The sequence below is a fragment of the Psychrilyobacter piezotolerans genome (assembly GCF_003391055.1).
In the GTDB taxonomy this organism is placed as follows: Bacteria; Fusobacteriota; Fusobacteriia; order Fusobacteriales; family Fusobacteriaceae; genus Psychrilyobacter; species Psychrilyobacter piezotolerans.
The window spans coordinates 24,500-47,033 of sequence record NZ_QUAJ01000020.1; the positions used below are offsets into that span (position 1 = coordinate 24,500).

Here is a 22,534-nt window from a genome sequence, read left to right on the forward strand (position 1 = left end):
CTCTCAATACATTTCACCTACCAATTACTAATAAAATACTTAAAAAAGCAAAAAAATTCTACCTCCCCCACTTATATTAAGAGGGGGAAGAGAAGGGGGCGTTATTCTATCTCTTCAGGAAATTTAGGCTTTTATCTCAACTTTGGTTTCCTTTACGAAGGGAAACCATCCAAAGGAAGAGTTAAAGGAGTAAGAGGAAGGTGCTCGGCAGGGCAGAAGGAGTCTGAAAAAAATACCTAAAAAAAGAGGCTTTTGTTAGAAAAAAATTCTAACAAAAGCCTCTTTAATTATTGTATGCTTATCTGATGAAACGTCACTTTCTTATTTAGCTAATCTATAGATAGCTTCTACATATATTTTTAATAATGTATCTAACTTACTGATCTCTATATATTCATTTTTTTGATGCATATTATCCTCTTGATCATGTAATAATGCTCCAAATGCTACACCATTATCTACGGCTCTTGCATATGTTCCACCACCTATTGCTACCGGCTCTGCATCTACATCTCCTGTGATCTCCTTGTATACATCCATAAGTGTTTTTACTAAAACTGTGTCTTTAGGAGAATAAAGTGCATTGGTATGACTCTTTACAGTCAATACAAGATTATTTTCTGCAGCAGCTTTTTCTAATCCTTCTAAAACAGCTTCTTTTTTAGTTGTTACAGGATATCTCATGTCAATACCTAACTCTATCTTACCATCTTTGATAGATAATTTTCCGATATTTAAACTTAATTTTCCAGAATCGGCATCTTCAAATCCAATTCCCATAGAAACACCGTTATACTCCATCCCGATCTTAGAGTTGTAAAAACTTACAAATTCAGAGATCTCTCCTAAATCTACCCCTTGTAAAGTTCCCATCAATGCAGATATAGCGTTATACCCGCTCTCTGGTCTGGCTCCATGAGATGATTTACCATAAGATATTAATTTTCCATCTTTGATCTCCATCTTATATTCATTGTTTTCGTTATATTCTTTTACTTTACCTTCTAAAACAGTTAAAAGTTCAGCTGGGAATGTCATTTCACAGCTTTCTGCTACTGAGTTAAATGCTTTTCCACCCTCGATAGTGATCCCTTTAGTATTGACATTTTTAGTCATAGTCACCTGCATAATTCCTTTTTCTGCAAATGTTACTGGAAAACTAGAGTCAGGAGTAAATGCTAAAGTCGGCTGAGGCATCTTTAGAGTACCAAAATAGTGATCCATGCATCCCCAGTTAGTCTCTTCATTAGCTCCTAAGATCATTCTGATCTTCTTATCCAGCTTTACCCCAGAATCCTTTAATGCCTTCATAGCATACATACACATGATCATAGGGCCCTTATCGTCTAAAGTACCTCTACCGAATATCTTTCCATCAGCAATGATCCCGCCGTATGGATCGTGGTCCCATCCTTCCCCTTCAGGAACTACATCTACATGCCCAAGGATAGCCAGAGTTTCCTCCCCGTCTCCAAGGTCAATATGCCCTGCATAGTTATCAAAGTTAGTAGATTCAAATCCTAATTTTTCTCCTAATTCTAAAAAATGAGCCAGGGCCTTTGCAGGACCTTCTCCAAATGGCATTCCAGGTAACGGAGCTTCCTCCACACTCTTAATTCTGATAGCCTCTTGTATAGATTTTACTACATCGTCTTTATAGTCTAATATTTTATCTTGTAACATTTAAAAACACCCCTTATATTTAATTATTTTATTCTATTAACTTTTTTTCATATTTTACCCCTTTAGTATATAACCTATTTTAAATTTTTACAAGGGAAATAAGTCAATTTAACCATAAAAAGTACAATTTTTATAGGACTGTATGTAAAATCAGTACTATTTTACTATTATTTTAAGTTTTTACGCCTTTATCCCTCTATAAATCCATTCAAATTTATTAGGGAAGGATCAAATTCATTTACTCCTGTACAGAATCAAAGATCTAATTAAAAAAAGATGACTCCTGCCCTATGAGAAATCACCTTTTTTATTATCTAGGAAATTATGCCTATCTGGATGCAACGTCACGTTGCTTATTTATTTAAATAACTTTTACATCATCATATTTATCTGTCTTTTTAAATATTTTTACTACATAGGAACATACAGGAGAAATTTTAAATTTTTCTTCCCTGGCATAACTTATACATTGGTCGAGCAGTCTTTTACCTAAAAACCTATTTCTATATTCTGGATCTACATAGGTACTGTTGATATATATAACCCTATCTTTTAATTCATACCCTAAAGATCCTACCTTGACCTCTCCGTCCATGGCTAAAAACTTACCTTTATCCAATGAGTGTATAATTTTAATTTCTTCCATACAAAAACCTCCTAAAAATCAATTTTTTTATTCTATCTTTTTAAAAAGGGGGAGCCTAACTAAAAACTAGGCTCCATTTTATTTTTTTATCCCTCTATATCTTCATCTTCATATTTGTATCCCTTATAACAAACTCTGTGGAAGATTGCAAATAAGATTGGTACTATACCTAATGTTATACCTAAACAGAAGATCAATCCAAAGATCATGGTTACTGCCATTCCTTCGAACATTACTCCTCCACCTAGCCATAATGGGATAAGTCCGCACACTGTAGTAGCAGTAGTAAGGACAATTGGTCTGAATCTAGCCTGTGCTGCATGTACTATTGCACCTGGTAGTTCACGTCCCTCTTCATCCTTTTCAATATTTATCCTGTCTATCAATACAATGGCATTATTTATCATGATACCGACTAGAGATAGTGCCCCTAATATAGGCATAAATCCAAATGGAAGCTGGGTTATTCCCAATCCAAATGTTATACCGGTTAAGATGAGTGGTAATGCAGCTAAAATTGTGATTAATATCGTATATGAATTAAACTGAATTATAAGTAGTAACAATATAAAGATTCCTGCTATGGGGAATTTTGCAGCTAGTGCATCATTTGCCTTTGTACTGTTATAGTATTCCCCATTTAATTCATAACTATAACCATATTCCCACTTAGATGCAGCTTCATCTAATAATGGTTTGATTTTTAATGTCTGTTCCATAGCTGTTGCTGGGTTTCTTAATCCAACTTGAAACATCATGGCCTTTATCTTGTCCCTTCTAACTATTTTAGGTGCTTCCCATACTGTTTTTATCTCAGCTACCTGCCCAAGTGGTACCGAGTTACCTGTAGTCTGGTTATAGATCGGTGTATTTTTTAAGACCTCTATATCTTCTCTGGAAGTACCTTGAGATCTCAACATCACCGGGATCAACCGGTCTTGTTCTCTATAGTCTGTCAGTTTTATTCCGCTTAGGATACTGTTTAAAGATATTGCTATATCCTGACTTGTAAGTCCGGCTCTGAGTGCTCTTTGCTGGTCTATATTAACTGTAAACTTTCTATTTTTTCCACCCCAGTCGGTCTTTGTATCAGCTAAGCCTACAATATTTTCTTTGACTATTTTTTCTACTTCTGCAATATATTCATGTAATTTATCTGTATCTCTACCTTTTACCCTGATCTCTATTGGACGGTCACTTGGAGATCCATTCTGCAGAGTGTCTATCTTAATATTAGCATCTGGGTAATTTTTCTCAAACCATGCTATAAGTTTAGGCTGGATCTCAGATTTTATAATATCAAAACTGGTAGTATTGATTATTGCAAAGGCAAAATTTGGCTGACTCATCTTAGGAGTATGAGATAAGATATATCTTGGAGCACTCTCCCCTATAAATGTTCCTGTACTTAATATTCCTTCTTTTTCATATTTAACCAAAGTTCCACCTGCTAAGATATTGGCAATTAATGGTGGTTCTACCTGCTTTGGATTTTCTAAGAAATATTCCTTTCGAATATATTTTTCTGCATCCAATACCATCTTAGTTGTAGTTTCTATAGATGTTCCAAATGGCAATTCTGCTTCTACTGTCAATATAGGGACATCTTTATCCGGCATGAATTTGACCTTAACAAAGGTTTTAAATCCAAATACAGCTATAAAGAATATTCCAATAATTATTATACCTGCCATAAACTTATGTTTTAGTGCTTTTAGAAGAGATCCTCTATAAAGTCTATAGAATTTACTGTCATAGCCTGCTTCCTGCTTCTCTACCTTTAAAAATAATACACAGAGCAGGGGAATAAAAGTTATTCCTAATATCCATGATAATCCTAAACAAATGGCAACTACATAGGTTATAGGTCCTGTATATTCTCCCATAGTTCCAGCTGCCAGCACTATTGGTAAGAAAGCTGATATGGTAACCAAAGAAGAGATCATAAGTGGCCCCTTCAACGTTCTTGAAGCTTCTAAGGCAGCGTCTATCTTGTCCATTCCTTTTTCCATATTGACCATGATTGCTTCTGATATTACTATTCCATTATCTACCAGCATTCCCAATACAATTATCAGAGCTGCCAGTGAGACTTGATTAAGACTTAAGCCGAAATAACTTAAAAATACCATGGATGATGCCATTACTATAGGAATCAATGAAGCTACGATGGCCCCCACTCTAAGGCCTAAAAATATTATGAGTACCAGCATTACTGTAAGTATAGATTGAGCTACATTGGATAGGAAACTCTGGACACTTTTATCTACCCTGGCAGCTTCCTGGGTTAAATATGTAAAATCTACTCCTATGGGGTAGCTGGATTCTACAGCTGTAATTTTTTCATCTATCTCTTTTTGGAGGTCCAAGATGTTTCCTCCCTCCTTTAAAGAGATTCCAAGAACGATGGTATCCTTACCGTTAAATTTTTCCCTTGTAAGGATAGGTTCTTGGTATGCTCTCCTTACCTTAGCAATATCTTCTACAGTTACCAAATTTCCCTTTGGAAGTCTTATAACTGTATTTCTTATATCATCTACAGAGTCAAAGTTTCCACTGGGTTCAAAACTCAGTCTTTCTTTGCCTAAAAGGATCTGTCCCCCGGGGGATAATATATTTGTGTTCTCTAGAACTTGTTTTAGATATCCCGGAGAAATACCAAATTGTGATAATTTAGCATTATCATAATCTATAAATATATTTTCCGGTCTGACTCCGTACTGGACTATTCTACCTACATTTTTCATGGTCAACAATTCTTCCGTTGTAAACTTAGCGACTCTTCTCAGATTCTCAGGTGAATATCCATCAGCTGTGACAGCTATCAGTGTCCCGTAAACATCACCAAAGTCATCATTTACAAAGGGTGGTAGTGCACCACTTGGTAGATCTTTTTTAGCGTCATCTACCTTTCTCCTCAACTTATCAAAGATTGGTCTCATTATTTTATACTCATCCTTAAACTGTACCGTAATATAAGAGAATCCTTCCCTACTCTCACTGTTGATATAGTCGACTTCCGGCATCTCTTGAATTCTCTGCTCAATCCTATCTGTCACTAAGTTCTCTACCCTGCTGGGACTGGCCCCTGGATATAGAGTAGCCACAGTAGCTGTTCTTACTACATATCCTGGATCCTCTGCCTTTGGTAATTTAAAGTAGGTGGAAACTCCAGCTAGTGCTAAAAGCAATATAAAAGTAAATGTAACTACTTTTTTCTTAATTGCCATCTCTGTTAAATTCATCTAAATTCCTCCCTATTTTAATTTTACCTGCTGACCATCTTCTAATTTAGTCATTCCAGCTGTAATTAATTCATCTCCCTCTGATAACCCGTCTAAAATTTCTAAACCTTTGTTGGTAACCATACCTGTTTTAACCTCAATTTTTCTGACAATTCCTATCCCTTCACCGGCTTTTTCTACGATAAAGACATAGTTAGTGTCTGCACCCTTTAAGATTACATTTAAAGGTATGAATATCTTATTTTTTTCACTTACCTCATCTTTATTAAAATCCACTACAACAGACATCCCGCTTTTCAAACTTTTATCTGCATCTAATATAGCTACCTTTACAGGATATGTGGCTCCGTATTGCAGTGATGATGTAGCTACTCTCACAACTTTACCTAAATAAGTTTTTTCCAATGCACCTGCATAGATATTGACCTGTGATCCAATTTTTATTTGTCCGATTGCACTCTCAGGAACAAATGTTATTGCTTGTAAATCTGCATCTGTATTCAGTATATATACTGATTGGCCAGCAGCTACATTTTCATTCACTTCTGAGACTTTAACAGCTACTGTACCATCTATAGGAGATTTTAATTGGGTGTATTTCAGTTGACGTTTGGCATATTTCACTCCTTCATCTGCAACCTTTAAAGAGGCTGCCGTAGAATCCATTCTGGCTTTTGCACTGTCAAATTCACTCTTAGATACACTGTCATTTTGATATAGTTCTTTTATCCTGTTATAGCTTGATTGTGCCTCTATTTGTGATGCTCTGGCAGTTTCATAAGAACTCTCAGCCTTTCTTAATTGAATTTCATAATCTATCTTATCCAGGGTGGCTAAAACTTCTCCCTTTTTTACCGGCTGCCCCAGCTTAAAGTTCATCTTTTCAATGTTTCCAGGTACTCTGAAACTTACCTCAGGTTCGAAAGTAGACTTTATATCCCCTGTGAAACTGAGAGACTGTGCCGGACTTTTTAATTCTATTGTTTTATGCCTGACAGTTCTTAATTCAATTTTTTCCTCTTCTTTTTTAGTCCCGCAGCTTGCAAGGGCTACTATTACAAATCCTATAGTTAGTATTTTTTTGTATAATGACATTTGTTTCCTCCTCATTTTTTGATTATTGTACCTTTAAATTAGTTTCACCTAGTAATTCGAAATATGCTTCAGGGTCTAATAGATGGTAAACTCCTACAGCTCTTTCTGTTATCATCAACTTAGTATAATAATCATATTTAGATGCACTCTCAGTTTCCTTGGCTTGAATTGCCACATTCTGAGAATCTAATAATTCAGTTATAGATACCTCTCCCCTTGAGTATGAATCCGTCACTAACTCAAGAGTTTTATCTGCTGCAACTCTGGCATCTTTTGAAGTTTCCACATTTATTTTAGCCGTTACTAAATCTGTTAGAGAAGCTCTGATATTTTGTTTTACACTATTTTCAACATCTTCTTTTTGAGTTGTTAATTTTTGTAGTTGCTCAGTGGCTGTATTTCTTTTGGCTATCCTCTCTCCCCCTTCTAATAATGGGATACTTACCTCTATTCCTACAGTCCATGCTTCCTTTCTGGGGTCAGAGTCTGCCGGGTTAGAATATAGATTACCACTACCACTTCTATCCATATAGTAGTTGTAGTTAGCAGTGAGTGCCACCTCAGGGGCATAGAAATTTCTATCTGCTTCCTTTAACCTTCTCTCTGCTGCATCCATATAACTATCGATCTGTTTAATCTCAGTGGAATTTTCAAGACCTAATTTCATCAGTTTATCTAAGGTGTCGTCCATTACGTTTTTCTTAGTTAACTCCAAACCTGCTATTCCTAAAAACTCTTCAGTATCCAGGATATCCACAGGTTGAAAGTTTGTATCCAGCTCGTTATTTAAAATTCTCATCAACCCTTCCTTGGCATTTTTAAGTTTAGCCTGGGAGTCAGTTAATTTACTGATATCTGTAGCTAACTTACTCTCCCATCTGTATACATCTGATTTTCTGGAATATCCTACTTTTTCCCTGACTCTGGCTAACTCCAAGTTCTTTTTAGTCAATTCTAAGTTACTGTATTGAATACTTTCAGAAGCCTTTAATTTTAATACATTAAAGTAGGCTGTAGAAACCGTTAAGATTGTATCTAATTCACTTTGTTTATAACTTTCTTTTTCTGCATTGAAAACACTTTTTTCTACAGATACCGCTGAATTTAACTTATCGTTAAAGATTACCTGTCTTAACCCTACACCTACATAAGTATTTTCTTTTTTAACATCGTTGGGAGCATCTGCCTGCCCCTGGTCTACGACCTTGTATCCACCTGCTGCTTTTATTTGTGGCAGTCTGGATGATTGGACTGCATCCACTTGGTATTCCTGGATATTTAGATCATTTTTATCTATTGTTAGTTGCAGATTGTCCTCTAAACCCTTTCTTATGGATGAATAGAGGGTCAGTTCCTTTCCTAAACTTTTTTCCCCTACTACCTTAGCTGACACCGTTGTTCTCCAATTGGGCCATTTACCTATTTTTTCAGCTACCGATTGATTGATAACCGGTCTCAGTTCTCCCCCAACCAAATAAACTTTTTGGTTTTTAGCACTGCCGCCATCTAATATTTCCAGGAGAGAGATAGCTGATTTTCGGAGTCTTTTTTGGATATTTGTATCTACCTCGAAAGAGAGGTATGCCTGGTCACTTACTCCTGTTCCATATCCATCTGCATATGTTACTATTTTTTCATTGTTTAAAACATCCATGATTTGAATAAACTCTTCTTTGTCTGAAAAACCACCTAAAAGAGCTACTTTCTGCCCTTTGACATCTGCAGCTAATTTTTCATAATCTCCATTAAAGGCAGCCCATTTAATCTTGGATATTCCATTTTCCTTTATCTGTTTTTCTACAAAAGGAATTATTCTTTCATCTGCCTTTAATAATTCTTCTGGTGCTATAAGTGTAATTTCTGAAAAATCACCCTCTACACTTTTGAGAAGTTGGAATATTTTTTTAAACCCCACTGGTTGAACACTATAGGTAAGATTTTCCACCCCACTGGTTTCACCATGATAGATATATTGAGCAAAAGGCATTATACTTAATTTTTTTATCTTTTTTTTCCCTAGAATTACATTGGACACTATAAAATCTCCGCCTACAATTACGTCTACACCCCTGTCTGCAACTAGTTCATTGTATCTTTTTTCAATCTCTTCCTTCCCGCTTTCTGCTATAATTTGATATTCTTTTGGAAAAACCGCATTATAACTTCCTTCTAAAACAGCTGTAAATTCTTTTTCCATGATACTCTGAGAGTTTTTCATATTATTACTACTTTTTTGACTGTATAATACAGCAATATTTACAGCTTCTTTAGCAAAGGTGCAAACACTTATGACAAATAACAGAATAATTAAACTTATTTTTTTTATCAATTTCATTCCTCCTATATACTGTTTAAATTGGGAATTAACGTTTTTCTTATTTTTCTAACTTATATTATATGAAAAACAGTTGGTTTCCCTACAAATTAATTTTTATTTATTATGCTGTCGGTGATATATTTACTGATATCTACATTTTCATCATGAAAGACCCTGCCATAGAGATAACCTCCAATACTCATGAGTATTATCCCCATTGCAGCCTCTTCTAAATCCTTTTTTATACTAAATTCTTTTTTTTCTGCCCCTCTTTTCAGGATTCCCAAGACAAATTCATAATCTTTTATGGAACGTTTTCTAAATTTTTCTTGAAGTTTTGGAGGTAACCCATTAAAATTAAAAGCTAATTGTGCCATGGCTTCTGCGTATAGTGTGTCCTCCTTATCTGCTCTTATTAAATAGGCATCTAATTTTTCTTTTTCACTTTCATAGGTTAATATTTCATCTTTATTTTTTTGAATTCTTTCTTCTATTACCTCCATTACTGCGATCCCTAAATCCTCTTTCTTTTTAAAATAATGATAGATACTGGATTTTGCAATGCCGACTTCATCTGCAACTTTTTTAAAACTTAACCATTCATACCCCCTTTCACTGACCATCCTTAGTGCTACTCTGATTATTTCACTTTTTGTATTATTCATCTTCCCCTCCTAAATATCCTAACCATTATAGCCTACCTATAGGTCGGTGTCAATAAAAATTAAATTTTTTTAATGTTGGTTTCTCTTATTTCCATAGATTTTAAATAAAGAAGCCTGACAACCTCATATTCAAAGGGAGTTCCCAGACTGTAGTATCGAAAGTCTGTTCTACTCCTGGTATCCACTCCTTCTACTCCTTTTATAACTAAATCTGTCTCCAAAGATCCCGAATGAATTGGATTCAGTGCAAAGGTAGTTAAACGGGAACCGGCATTCCTCAGGTCACTTGGCCCTAAAAATGGAAGGATTAGGTATGGACCATCCTTTACCCCATATACTGCCAGGGTATCATTCAAAGTAAGTTCGCGTTTAGGAATATTTATAAGTGTCGCCACATCAAATAAACCTGCAACTCCGATTGTGGTATTTATAATAAATCTGCTTATTCCTGTAAATACAGTTTTAGAATCTAATAGTAATACTCCGTTTATTGCACTGATAGGTTCATACAGGTTACTAAAAAAATTGTTTATCCCTGTTCTTATTGTTTGCGGCAGGAAAAAATTATATGAATTAGATATTGGTAACCACACCCAATTATCGAATTGATAGTTGAAGTAGTATATCCTCCTATTCAATGGTTCTAATGGGTCATAGGTATCCATAATATCTGATTCTCCATCTTTTAAATGAAGTTTAAAATCCTTTGCTACGACTATTTTTTCTGCTTCATGAGAAGAAACTTTTTCTTTTACCTCTACACTGCTGCAACCAATAAAAAGTAAGGTTATTAAAATAAATATTTTTTTCATCTAAAATCACCGTTTAATAAAAAATCTATCACATAATCTATATTTTCTTCATAGAACATATTTCCACAATGTCCTCCATAGGGATAGACTTTTATCCTGCTGCCCATGATTTTTTTTAAATATTTTAGATTATCTTTAGTTAGAATTACCTCATCCTCATTGGTAACTACCATTACATTTTCACTATCTTTTAGGTAGGTCTCTACAGTTTTTAAACTGCTTTCCTCTGTTATCTCTTCCATAGTCAAATTTTTATCCAGTTTTTTATATGTTTTAAAGCCGATTTTTTCTATATAATCTTGAAAATTACTATAATTTATTGCTTTATAATACCCACTCATACTCTGAAATTTTTTTATTTTTTTATTAGGATCTGTAAACACCCCGCTTTTGGTCATAAGATCACTGATATAGTTGACATCTATGGCTATAAATCGAAATGCAGCACCAATAAGAACCTTTAATTCCTGATCGGTCATATTTAATTGTTTAAACAATGAATAGACTGCAGCCTCATCTATCTTCATCGTTCCATTTTTCTGACTATACTGCATTATACCTAAAATTATTTTTTGCAATAATTGATCTAATTCTTCCTCATTTTTTATATTGTTATCCAACATCTCATCCAATAATTTTGCCGAGTCATATAAATTTACCGTTGGATTTATTGCCATTATTCGTTTAAAATTAAAATATTTTTCCCGGCTGTCGATCTCTCCTAAAACAAGAGCCGTCGTTCCTCCCAGGCTGTACCCGGTAACATAAATTTCTTTATATTGAATCTTATCCTTTACTTTTTCAAGGGCTAACTTCATCACACTGTATATCTCCCTGCTGTCTTTTCCCAAAATTCCCGGAGCATGATTTTTAGAAGCTGAAACTATGAAGTTATAATCAAAACTGGTGGGTAACATAATCACACTAAAACCATTTTGATATAATATCCTGCTCATGGTTAGCATCTTATGGGAATCATATTTCGAGCCTGTTCCTGCCAATAAAAATATCAGGGGAGCTTCCTTATCCTGTGCCATCAACCCAAATTTAAATTTTTCTAAATACCACAGATTAGGCGGGATTTCACTTGTCTTCAAATCTATTTTCATTTCTTCATAATTCTCATCTTCAAATTTTGCCATAAATTCTACTGGGGTTGCTAGTATTGTAGCCAAATATGGATCCTTATATGGATAATCATACCCGTAAACCCATAAATTTATTAATATATATATCATCAATATTCTTTTCATTCAACCCGCCCTTATCTTTTCCTAAAACAATAATTATCTATTCATTCTTTTCCTCCTGAATATCATAATCATTATAGCCTACCTATAGGTCGGTGTCAACGTTAAATTAATTTTTTTTAATGTTAGTTTCTCTTATTTCCATAGATCTCAAATAAAGGAGTCTGACATATTCATATTCAAATGGAGTTCCCAGACTGTAGTATCGAAAATTAATTTCACTTCTAACATCTACTGCGTCTAATCCTTTGATGGCTATGTCTTCCCATAAAGACCCGCTATAAATATTGATAGGATCCAAAGGTACCCTTAGGACAAAGGTGGTCAGCAGGGAGCCGGCATTTCTCAGGTCACTTGGTCCTAAAAATGGCAGGATTAGGTATGGACCATCCTTTACCCCATATACCGCAAGGGTATCATTCAAAGTAAGTTCGTGTTTAGGAATATTTATAAGTGTCGCCACATCAAATAAACCTGCAACTCCGATTGTGGTGTTTATAAAAAATCTGCCTATCCCTGTAAATACGGCTTTATAATCTAAAATTAATACTCCGTTTATTGCACTGATAGGTTCATATAAGTTACTAAAAAAATTTCCTACTCCAGTTCTGGCAGTTTGCGGCAGGAAAAATTTATATGAATCAGATACAGGTAAACCTACCCACTTATCAAATTGATAGTTGAAGTAGTATATCCTTCTATTCAACGGTTCAAATGGATCGTATGCATCCATAATATGAGATTTTCCATCATTTAAATGAAGTTTAGAACTCTTTACTATGAATATTTTTTCTGCTTTATCAGAAGAAACCTTTTCTTTTACCTTTACACCGGTGCAGCCCATAAAAAGTAAAGTTATTAAAATAAATATTTTTTTCATCTTAACTCACCTCTTTTAAGGTAATGGACCATAGAAGCTATATTATCCTCATAGAACATATTCCCACAGTGTCCCCCATGGGGATAGATTTTTATCCTGCTGCCCATTGTTTCTTTTAAATATTTTAGATTATCCGGAGTCAATATCAATTCGTCTTCATTGGTAAAAACTCCAATATTTTCAGCTTCTTTTAGATAGTTCTCTATAGTTTTTAAACTGCTGTTTTCTATCATCTTCTCCATAGTCAGGGTTTTATCCAATTTTTTATATGTTTTAAAACCAATCCTCTCTATATAATTTTGAAAATTACTATAATTAATAGCACTGTAATATTCACTCATACTTTGAAATTTTGTGATTTTTTTGTTAGGGTCCGTATATACCCCGCTTTTGGTCATGACATCACTTATATAGTTGACATCTATGGCTATAAACCTGAATGCAGCACCAATAAGAATCTTTAATTCCTTCTCCTCCATATTTAAATGTTTAAACAATGAATAGATTGCAGCCTCATCGATCTTCGTAGATCCATTCACCTGACCATACTTCATTATACCTAAAATTATTTTTTGCAGTAACTGATCTAATTCTTCCTCACTCTTTATATTATCATCCAGCATATCATCTAAAATTTTTGCAGATTCATATAAGTTTACAGTGGGATTGACAGCAGCAATTCTCTTGAAGTCAAAATGCTTTTTTCGGCTGTCTATCTCTCCTACGACGAGAGCCGTTGTTCCTCCCAGGCTGAACCCTGTAACATAAGTTTCCTTATACTGAATCTTCTCCTTTACTTTATCCAGAGCCAGCTTCATGATATCGTAGATCTCGTTGCTATCTCTTTTTAAAAATCCAGGAGCATGAGTTTTAGAAGCCGAAATTATAAAATTATAATCAAAGCTGGTGGGAAGCATAATAACGCTAAAGCCATTTTGATACAGTATTCTGCTCATAGTCAGCATTTTATAGGAATTGTATTTAGATCCTGTTCCAGCCAGCAAAAATGTCAGGGGAGCTTCATGATCTTGAGCCATCAATCCAAATCGGAATCCATCTAAATACCATAGATTAGGTGGAGCACTGTCACCCTTTAAGTCCAGCCTTATCTCTTTAAAATTTGTATCTTTAAATTCAGCCATATCTTTAGTAGGAGTTGCCAGCACTGTTGCTAAATATGGATCTTTATGTGGATAATCATACCCATACCCCCACAAACTTATCATCAGATATATCAATATTATTTTTTTCATATGATCCCATCCTTATTTATTTATTTATTTATTTCACACCTATACAGATATTTATTCTGTTGGAACCTCCAATTTCCTTTTTTCTTCATAGATCTCCGTTCTCCTGTCCTCTGTGCTGCTTGCTTCCAGAGTTTATCTTTTAAATTTATTGATTTCCATATAAAAAGAGGGCATAGTTTATGCCCTCTTAGAATCTTATAAATATTGAATTTGGTAGGATATAGCCGTTAAAAATAAAGTCACATAAAATGGATTTTCTTCTACCGGTAAATTTAATTTAAAATAGATAATTTCTTCCAGCTTTTTTAGATCATCTTCATCAGCCTCTTTAGCAATTTCAAATATAGTTTTATTTAATAAAGTTCTGTTTTTCTCTTCACTCAATATCTCTTTGATACCTTTAGAAATAATTTCACTTAGATCTGTATTTTGCCCCTTTTCATCCATTAAATTTTTGATTTCCAGAGCATATCGTGATATATATTCGTTTTCATAATTGATATTGAAGTGTGATTTTTTTTTCTCTATAAAATCACTCATATCAGAAATTGTTTCTTCCACTGCATCGACAGAGATAATCTCTAAGAGCTTATCATGTGTTTTTTCAAAGTGAAGATTAACATTTCCATCGACTCCGTTTAAAACATTAACTAATCCATCTTCTTTTAATTTTTTCAAAAATTTAGAAATTATTTTAATATCCATTTCCATCTTATTGGCAAGATCACTTATAGATATAGTGTAATCCAATGTCTCGTTTCCTAATTTTGGTGCAATTAATCCCCTTAATAAGTTAAAAAAAGCTATATCCTCAGACATGTTTTTATTCATTTTTTCACCATCCCATTATTCTAAAACAATATATATATCTAACTAAAATGTTTTTATTTATTCTATTATAAGTATTTACTTATAATAAAGCAATAGTTAATTTATTTCCTTAAAAATAAAAGAGTGCCAATTAGTATACTCTAAATAAAATCAACTTCCTTTTTTTTTTAACAATTATATTGTATAATTAATAAAAAATTATAATTGGAGGGAAATATGAAATTTTTGGGAGTTATTCCGGCACGATATGCTTCAACGAGGTTAGAGGGGAAACCCTTAGCCGACATAGGCGGTCATTCCATGATTGAATGGGTATATAAGCGAACCCTATTATCCGACCTGGACATGGTTGTTGTAGCAACTGACGACCAGCTTGTATATGACAAAGTAAAATCCTTTGGGGGAGAAGTTGTTATGACCTCTGAGGATCATCCCAATGGAACTTCGAGGATAGCTGAAGTCGCTGGGGTTTATAGTGATTTTGATGTGATTATAAATGTACAGGGAGATGAACCCCTCATAGAAAAAGAAATGATCAATGCCCTGATTACTCCGTTTTTAGAGGAGCCTGATTTAAGTATGGCTACCTTAAAACACAGGATAGATAGGATAGAAGAGGTTGAGAACCCGAACAATGTAAAGGTAGTTACAACCAAAGATGACTATGCAATTTATTTTTCCAGATCGCCTATTCCATACCCCAGGGAACTGGATATGAAAAACTACTTTAAACATGTGGGAATATATGGTTACAGGAGAGATTTTGTTATCAAATATTCACAGATGGCTCCCACACCTCTGGAGGTCTCGGAATCACTGGAACAGCTCAGAGTTTTAGAAAATGGTTATAGGATAAAAGTTTTGGAGACACCCTATAAAATTGTAGGAGTAGATACTAAAGAAGACTTAGAAAGAGTCAGAAAAATAGTGAAAGAAAATAAGATTACCATATAAAAATTTTATATAGCTAATAAAAAAGATGATCTCTTAAAATATAGAGATCATCTTTTATTTGAATTAGACAGTCATTGAAAACTTATTCTGCAGGTATTGTTAATACCTGACCAACTTCAATAACATCTGGGTTAGAGATATTATTTTCCTCAGCTAACCTTTCCCAAGACATATTGTATTTTAAACCTATTTGGAATAAGTTATCTCCCTCTACCACAGTGTAGCTAATAGGAGCTTCATCTGCCATTGGAACATCTTCAACCATAACTTCTTCTTCTACCATGGGAGTTTTTTCCATAGTTGCTGGGGCTTCTCCAGTTATTGTATCTTCTTCCTCTACCATGGGAGTTTTTTCCATAATTTCTGGAGTTTCTTCTACAACAACTTCAGTAACTACAGGTGCAGTTTCTGTCATGTCTTCTTTTGGTTCATTGCTGCTGCATGCTACAAGGGAAAGTGCTGCCAATAATATTAATAATTTTTTCATTTTAAATCCTCCTAATTAATTTGATATTTGTAGGAGTATAGTTCATAATTATGGATTAGTCAATCTAAACTCTATAATTACAGATTTATTTTTAATGTTTCTAAAATTTTAAATGCAAGGTCATCTTTTTTCATTTGCGGGATCTCTAAAATGTTTTTTTCTTTGTCGATGAAGAATACTTCGTTGCTGTCATTTCCAAAGGCATTGGTGGAATTGGCTACGATTAGATTTAGATTTTTTTTCTCTAATTTCTTCATGGCATTTTCTATGAGGTTATCCGATTCAGCAGCAAACCCGATGAGGATTTGTTCTTTTTGTTTTCTCCTGCCCATCTCCATAAGGATATCCGGGTTTCTAGTCAATTCAAAAACCAGATCCCCGTCATTTTTTTTAATTTTAGAGGCTGAATATTCCTTCATCCTGTAATCTGCCACAGCAGCACAGCCGATGGCAATATCCATCTTTTCAAATTTAGTAAAGACGGCCTCATACATATCATTGGCACTCCTTACAGGTATAAACTCTACTCCACTTGGAGCTTCAAGATTAGTCGGCCCGCTGACCAGGGTAACATTGGCTCCTAATTTAGCACTTGCAGCTGCCAGAGCATATCCCATCTTACCTGTGGACCGGTTACTCAGATACCTGATGGGATCGATGGCTTCTTCAGTAGGACCAGCTGTAATCAAAATATTTTTTCCCTCTAGAAACTTTTCCCTTTCCCAAGATTCGAAGTAGTTATTCACAATATCAACTATATCGGTTTCTTTCTTGAGTCTCCCCTTGGCAACCCAGTCACAGGCAAGGTGGCCTGAATCGGCGTCGATAAAGGTATATCCATATTTTTCTAATTTTTTGATATTATCTTTCAGGATGGGGTTGTTATACATATTTACATTCATAGCCAGGGCAAAATAAGTGGGGGCACAGGTAGCAGCGATCACAGTAGAGAGCATATCATCAGCTATACCATTTGCTGCCTTCCCGATGATATTATATGTGGCAGGTGCTATTAAAACCAGGTCAGCCCAGTCAGCCAAGCTTATATGTTCCACATCTATGTTTGATTTTTCTGCCCACATATCGATAGCCACCCTGTTTTTAGACAAAGTTTCCAGGGTAAGAGGAGTTATTATTTCAGTAGCATTTTTGGTCATGATTACCTTTACATTGTATCCGTTTTTCTTTAAAAGAGAACAGATATTAGCAGATTTATAGGCTGCTATCCCTCCGGTGATTCCTAATAATATATTTTTATTCATCGATATATCTCCTTTGTTTACATTTTTTCTTTTGGTGTAAGATTTTTTATATCTATAAGTATAGCATACTAAAAAAAAAAGGAAAATATGATTTCAGGGAATAAATTATAACAATGAGGGGTGATTAGATGAGTCTTAAAAGAAAAATTTTTATCTTAACTTTTTTTATAGCGACAATACCTGTATTGATTATTTCGATAATTACATTTTTTATATTTTCTGGGGAAATAAAGGAAGTGGAAAGTCAAAAGATGGAGTTAACCAGCCAAAATGTAGAGAAAAATATTCGTGAGGAAATCAATACTGTCAGTGAAATTTTGAAATATTTAGCAGATTCATATAACGAAAAAGATGGGGATTTAACCTCTTTAAATCTTCAAGTAGATAATGAAAATAGACTGAAACATATGATTAATCGTATGGAAAATATAGTTGAGGTAGAAAAAACTATAAAATTTATAGGTTTTGGAAGTCCCCACAAGAAAATGATATTTAATAATAGAGCTGAAGACCAGAATTTACCACCTGATTATGATCCCACAACAAGGCCGTGGTATACGGGAACTCTTAATTCCAAAGGAGCCTATCTATCGGAAGTTTTTATCCATGCAGGTACAGGGGAACCCATAGTAACACTGTCTAAAAAAATTGAATTAGATGGTGAGATAGTAGGTGTATTGGCAGCAATAATTGATTTATCTCATATAAAAAATGAGGTTTCAAAATTTAAAATTGGGAATACAGGATCATTTTTCATAGTGGATAAAAATAATAAAATTTTAGTAGATGGTGGAGACAACCAGGAAAACTTTAATTATATTTCAAAAATGGATTTATTTTCCAAGGATCATCTTAAAATTATAAAAAAGACTCCCATGGGTAAAAAACTCTACCATATAAAAAAAATAAAAGGCTTAGATATTCTCCTATTTGGAAGTGTCGATGAAAAGGATATAAATAATATCGTTCTAAGGTTAAAGTTTTATATCCTTGGCATAGTTCTGTTGACCATAGTGTTTATTCTCATTATTTTATCCATCATAAGTAAAAATTTTGACAGCTCTTTGAGTCAATTATCTAGTGTTATTGATAGTATTTCTCAGGGGAAATATAGTGAAAATATAGATAAGTTAACAGAGATAATGGATGAAAAAAATGAATTGAGTTTTATTAACAATGCCATAAAAAAAATGAATTATGAGATTATTAAAAGAGAGAATGATTTAAAATATATCTCTGAAACAGATCCATTGACAGGGTGTTATAATAGGAGAGCCATTGTAAATTTAATCGAAAAGGAAATTGAGCAATCAAAAAAATTTGATTTGAATTTTTCTTTAATAATGTTTGATCTGGATAGATTTAAAAAAGTAAACGATACTTTTGGTCATCTATTTGGAGATACAGTTTTAAAAGGTGTGTCCAAAGCGATATCGGATAACATAAAAACTACAGATATATTCGGCAGATATGGCGGGGAAGAATTTTTAATCTTATTACCTAATACAAAGTTAGATAAGGGGATTATGATTGGTGAAAGATTGAGACAGATCATAGAAAAAATGACGTGGGAGCACAATACTGTAATTACTGTGAGCATGGGTGTCGTAAAAAAATTCCCCGATGATACACTGGATTTACTCTTAGGAAGGGTCGATGATTTATTGTATAAAGCAAAAAAAAATGGAAGAAACAGGGTAGAATATCAAGAATAAAAATTGGTTTATAAGGAAAAAAACTGTAACCTGCAAAGTAGACGTTTTTAACGTTTTATCTGCAGAGTGCAGTTTTTTTATTGATCATAATGAGTGTATTTAGGATGGAAATTTGAGGACTAAATAGAAAATGATTTAATTAAAATTCATTTTTTAATTGATAAATAGGACAAAAAGTGGTATAAGTTATGTAAATAAATTTTTAAAGGAGAGGAATTATGTTTAAATTAAGATTTAATTGAGCCTGAGTAGCTAATAAACTTCTGGATGAAGTCATGATGGAACTTTTAGAATCTGAAAAAAGGAGATATTAGGTGGTGTTTACTGCTTCAATATTATAAACATATATTTCTTTTCACTCTTTAACTTCCAACCCATTTTAAAATTATTGCGGATATAAATAAATATATTAACGAGATATTTTGACCTTAATATACTATCTATTCCTAAAATAATTACTTTCGGAACAACCAGTTCCAACAATCATTGTAAAAAACGAAGAAAATGAAAAACAAAATTTTTAATCACAATGCATATTAAACTATTAATTTATAGTAGTTATTTATGTCACCTTTTTTAATGCAAAAATATAATCACCCTGGAAAGCAGGGGATCACTTGTGATGTGTTAAATATGAACACGAAAAATTATTGATTTAAAAATTTACTTAAACCTTCAAGCCTCAGTTGATTCTAGAAGGATGTCGATAAGATAGATTAACTTTAATAAATTTTGAATGATAAGGCTGTATTTTCAAGCAATCATTAATAGATGTTTTTTTTAATGCAAAAATATAATCTCTCTGTAAAGCAGGGGGTCACTTGTGATGTGTTAAATATGAAGACGATAAATTATTGATTTAAAAATTTACTTAAACCTTCAAGCCTCAGTTGATTCTGGAAGGATGTCGATAAGATAGATTAAATTTAATAGACTTCTGATAACAACTCTACAGTTTTAAATACGTACACCAGCGCAAAAGTTCAGTTATTAACAAAAGATATAAAATATAAGATTAAAGATAGAAAATGAATCAGGCATTAGCCTTTTTCTCATTATCTGTTTGAACAGAGTGCAAACAGGTAATGAGAAAAGGAGGGAATGTATAAAAAAAAGTGAACAAAAGCATGTATTTAAGAAGGTAATAATCACTTTAAATTAATATAAAAAAAGTGAACATATCTTTTTATATAAACAAAAAAAAGGGAGGAAAAAATGAAAAAAATATTAGCGTTAGTACTGTCGGTAATTTTATTGACTGCAGTAACAAGTACAGAGGCCATGGCTTTTTGGGGGAAGAAAGAAAAGAAGGAAAAACTGGTTGTATGGCTGCCGCCTATCGGGGAAAATGACAAGGTTGTGTGGGAACCGATTCTCAAAGAGTATGAAGAAGCAAACAATGTAGATGTGGAATTAGAGATCATCCCGTGGGAAAACTATTCTGAAAAATATGCTGCCGGTATTGCTTCGGGGCAGGGACCGGACGTAGGATATATGTATGCTGAGATGTTCCCGCAGTTTATAGAGATGGGAGCGGTTGAAGATCTTACACCTTACCTTACAAAGGAAGACTATGAAAAATATATATATATCCAACACGGAAAGATGATGGGTGGTATGTATGGATTGGGGATAGAAGCAGCTAACCCTGCAGTAATCTACTACAACAAAGATATCCTTGCATCGATAGGAGAAGATGTTCCTGTGACATGGGAAGATTTCATAAGATGTGCAACAAAGGCTACCAAAGACACGGATAAAGACGGGAAAGCGGATCAATGGGGATTTTCTCAAGGATGGGGAGCACCTTATTTTGGAGATCTGAACTGGAACTGGTATGGATTCCTTTGGCAGGCAGGGGGAGACATATTTAATGACGATTTGAAATCTGTAAGATTTAATGATAAAGCAGGAGTTAAAGCAGCTGAATTTTTAAGAGATTTGAAATTTAAATATGATGTACTGCCTCCATACTATATGGCACAGACCAATAAAGAGATGCTTCAGACAACATTTGGTCCTGGAAAATCATTATTTTCTATATTTTTATCTTCAGCAGCAGGAGAGATCTTAGATAAATCATTTCCTGACCTGAACTATGGAATAATCCTTTCCCTTGAAGATGAGGATAAGGGAACTTTTGCATCGGTAGACCAGTTAGTACTTATGTCAGGTGCTAAAGATAAAAAATTAGCTTTTGGATTGATCGAGCATATGCTAAGTACTGAATCTATGACTAAATTCCATAAACATCACCCAAGAGCACCAATTGCTGTGGGAGAGCCATACCAGGGAGATCCGAGACTGCAAAAGATGATCGAAACCCAAGAGGGAGTATATAGACCTCTTGTAGTGGGACCTCATGGAGTAGAGATATATGAATACCTTTGGAAACAGCTTCAAATGATGATGGCCGGAGAAAAAAGTGCCAAAGAATCTTTAGATGAAGCAGCAGCGTATTCTAACAGATTGCTGGCTAAATAATAAGGAGCTGGATATGCAGAATGTAGAAATTCTTTTGATCGATGAAAAACCTAAGAAAAGATTTTGCATAAAAAGATTAGCAGGTAAAGGGAAGCCCTATGGTTTTATAGGGCCCCTCAGCCTCCTACTGTTTACTTTTTATGTGATTCCTATCTTTCTTTCAATATACTTTAGTTTTACAGACTACAACATCATAAAAAAACCAGGGTTTATAGGACTTTCAAACTATAGAGATCTTCTTTTGGATGAAACCTTTAAGGCATCTATAAAAAATACTTTCATATTCACATTGGGAGTAGTACCGGCTCAGACCATCTTCTCTTTATTCATGGCCAGCTGGCTGGTAAGCAGGGGAAAAAGCAGGCTGACAGAATTTGTAAAGGGAGCCATGTTTATTCCTGTGATCTCTTCTATGGTATTGGTAAGTATTGTATGGAGGATACTGTTAAATGGAGAAGGATCTCCCCTCAATATGATCCTTAATATTTTGAATATAACTCAGCCTAACTGGCTGGGAGATTCCTCTATAGTGTTATTTGTTCTTATGGGAATAACAGTATGGAAGAATACAGGTTATTTTATGATCCTTTATATAGCCGGATTGATGGAAATACCTAAAAACTATACAGAGGCTGCCAGGGTAGACGGGGCAGGGAGATGGAGGGTTTTTTATCATATAACCCTGCCGTTGCTGAAACCTACAACAATAATGGTAGTTTTTTTAGGGATGGTATGGTCCCTTCAAACCTTTGATCTTATCTATACCCTGACGGGAGGAGGGCCGGGAAATGCTTCCATGACCCTGGTACTTCATATATATAACAATGCCTTCAAAAATTTTAATGCAGGATATGCAATGACAATAGCCAATATACTGCTTTTCTTTTCGGCCATGGCGGCAATAGTCCAGAAAAGTTTTTTAAAAAAAGAAAAATCAGAAGTTTATTAGGAGGAA

General features: G+C 34.1%; 17 protein-coding genes. 4 read left to right on the top strand and 13 right to left on the bottom strand.

The window, feature by feature from the left end:
- Positions 1 to 321: 321 nt before the first annotated feature.
- The 11 genes from pepV to DYH56_RS11120 form a co-directional block, all read right to left on the bottom strand.
- Positions 322 to 1,683 carry a dipeptidase PepV gene (gene pepV, locus DYH56_RS11070; protein ID WP_114642935.1) on the bottom strand — a complete coding sequence of 454 codons (1,362 nt, stop codon included), beginning with the start codon at positions 1,681 to 1,683 and terminating at the stop codon, positions 322 to 324.
- A gap of 361 nt (positions 1,684 to 2,044) precedes the next feature.
- Positions 2,045 to 2,329, bottom strand: coding sequence for a GNAT family N-acetyltransferase (locus tag DYH56_RS11075; RefSeq protein WP_114642936.1), 285 nt, complete (start codon positions 2,327 to 2,329; stop codon positions 2,045 to 2,047).
- Positions 2,330 to 2,415: 86 nt separating this feature from the next.
- Positions 2,416 to 5,574, bottom strand: a complete 3,159-nt coding sequence (locus DYH56_RS11080) for an efflux RND transporter permease subunit (RefSeq protein WP_114642937.1) — start codon at positions 5,572 to 5,574, stop codon at positions 2,416 to 2,418.
- Positions 5,575 to 5,586: 12 nt separating this feature from the next.
- The gene (locus DYH56_RS11085; protein ID WP_158539131.1) at positions 5,587 to 6,669 is read right to left on the bottom strand and encodes an efflux RND transporter periplasmic adaptor subunit; all 1,083 of its coding nucleotides are present in this window, start codon (positions 6,667 to 6,669) and stop codon (positions 5,587 to 5,589) included.
- Between the two features lie 22 nt (positions 6,670 to 6,691).
- A complete protein-coding gene (locus tag DYH56_RS11090) occupies positions 6,692 to 8,998 on the bottom strand; it encodes a TolC family protein (RefSeq protein ID WP_158539132.1) in 2,307 nt (768 codons plus the stop codon).
- Between the two features lie 95 nt (positions 8,999 to 9,093).
- Positions 9,094 to 9,651 (bottom strand): TetR/AcrR family transcriptional regulator, encoded by a 558-nt coding sequence (locus tag DYH56_RS11095; protein ID WP_114642940.1) that lies wholly within the window; start codon positions 9,649 to 9,651, stop codon positions 9,094 to 9,096.
- 59 nt (positions 9,652 to 9,710) lie between these two features.
- Positions 9,711 to 10,463: an MlaA family lipoprotein gene (locus DYH56_RS11100; protein WP_114642941.1), complete on the bottom strand. Its 753-nt coding sequence runs from the start codon at positions 10,461 to 10,463 to the stop codon at positions 9,711 to 9,713.
- Positions 10,460 to 11,716, bottom strand: a complete 1,257-nt coding sequence (locus tag DYH56_RS11105) for an alpha/beta fold hydrolase family protein (RefSeq protein WP_114642942.1) — start codon at positions 11,714 to 11,716, stop codon at positions 10,460 to 10,462. The genes DYH56_RS11100 and DYH56_RS11105 overlap by 4 nt, the downstream gene beginning before the upstream one ends.
- A 106-nt stretch (positions 11,717 to 11,822) precedes the next feature.
- Entirely contained in the window at positions 11,823 to 12,593 is a 771-nt protein-coding gene (locus tag DYH56_RS11110) for an MlaA family lipoprotein (protein WP_114642943.1), read from the bottom strand.
- Entirely contained in the window at positions 12,590 to 13,846 is a 1,257-nt protein-coding gene (locus DYH56_RS11115; protein WP_114642944.1) for an alpha/beta fold hydrolase family protein, read from the bottom strand. The genes DYH56_RS11110 and DYH56_RS11115 overlap by 4 nt, the downstream gene beginning before the upstream one ends.
- 195 nt (positions 13,847 to 14,041) lie before the next feature.
- Positions 14,042 to 14,677, bottom strand: coding sequence for an Rrf2 family transcriptional regulator (locus tag DYH56_RS11120; RefSeq protein WP_114642945.1), 636 nt, complete (start codon positions 14,675 to 14,677; stop codon positions 14,042 to 14,044).
- Positions 14,678 to 14,893: 216 nt separating this feature from the next.
- Here DYH56_RS11120 and kdsB point away from each other — a divergent pair, with 216 nt between their 5' ends.
- Positions 14,894 to 15,631 carry a 3-deoxy-manno-octulosonate cytidylyltransferase gene (gene kdsB / locus DYH56_RS11125; RefSeq protein WP_114642946.1) on the top strand — a complete coding sequence of 246 codons (738 nt, stop codon included), beginning with the start codon at positions 14,894 to 14,896 and terminating at the stop codon, positions 15,629 to 15,631.
- Positions 15,632 to 15,713: 82 nt separating this feature from the next.
- Here the strand turns inward: kdsB and DYH56_RS11130 are convergent, their stop codons facing one another.
- Together DYH56_RS11130 and coaBC are read right to left on the bottom strand one after the other, a co-directional pair.
- Positions 15,714 to 16,118 (bottom strand): LysM peptidoglycan-binding domain-containing protein, encoded by a 405-nt coding sequence (locus DYH56_RS11130; RefSeq protein ID WP_114642947.1) that lies wholly within the window; start codon positions 16,116 to 16,118, stop codon positions 15,714 to 15,716.
- A 77-nt stretch (positions 16,119 to 16,195) separates the two neighbouring features.
- Positions 16,196 to 17,380: a bifunctional phosphopantothenoylcysteine decarboxylase/phosphopantothenate--cysteine ligase CoaBC gene (gene coaBC, locus DYH56_RS11135; RefSeq protein WP_114642948.1), complete on the bottom strand. Its 1,185-nt coding sequence runs from the start codon at positions 17,378 to 17,380 to the stop codon at positions 16,196 to 16,198.
- A 128-nt stretch (positions 17,381 to 17,508) separates the two neighbouring features.
- Between coaBC and DYH56_RS11140 the strand changes: the two genes are divergently transcribed.
- From DYH56_RS11140 to DYH56_RS11150, 3 genes are all read left to right on the top strand, one after another.
- Positions 17,509 to 19,095, top strand: coding sequence for a sensor domain-containing diguanylate cyclase (locus DYH56_RS11140; RefSeq protein WP_114642949.1), 1,587 nt, complete (start codon positions 17,509 to 17,511; stop codon positions 19,093 to 19,095).
- A 1,215-nt stretch (positions 19,096 to 20,310) separates the two neighbouring features.
- Complete coding sequence (locus tag DYH56_RS11145) at positions 20,311 to 21,579, top strand: ABC transporter substrate-binding protein (RefSeq protein ID WP_114642950.1); 1,269 nt, start codon at positions 20,311 to 20,313, stop codon at positions 21,577 to 21,579.
- Positions 21,580 to 21,592: 13 nt separating this feature from the next.
- Entirely contained in the window at positions 21,593 to 22,528 is a 936-nt protein-coding gene (locus DYH56_RS11150) for a carbohydrate ABC transporter permease (protein WP_158539133.1), read from the top strand.
- The last annotated feature ends 6 nt before the right edge of the window (positions 22,529 to 22,534 follow it).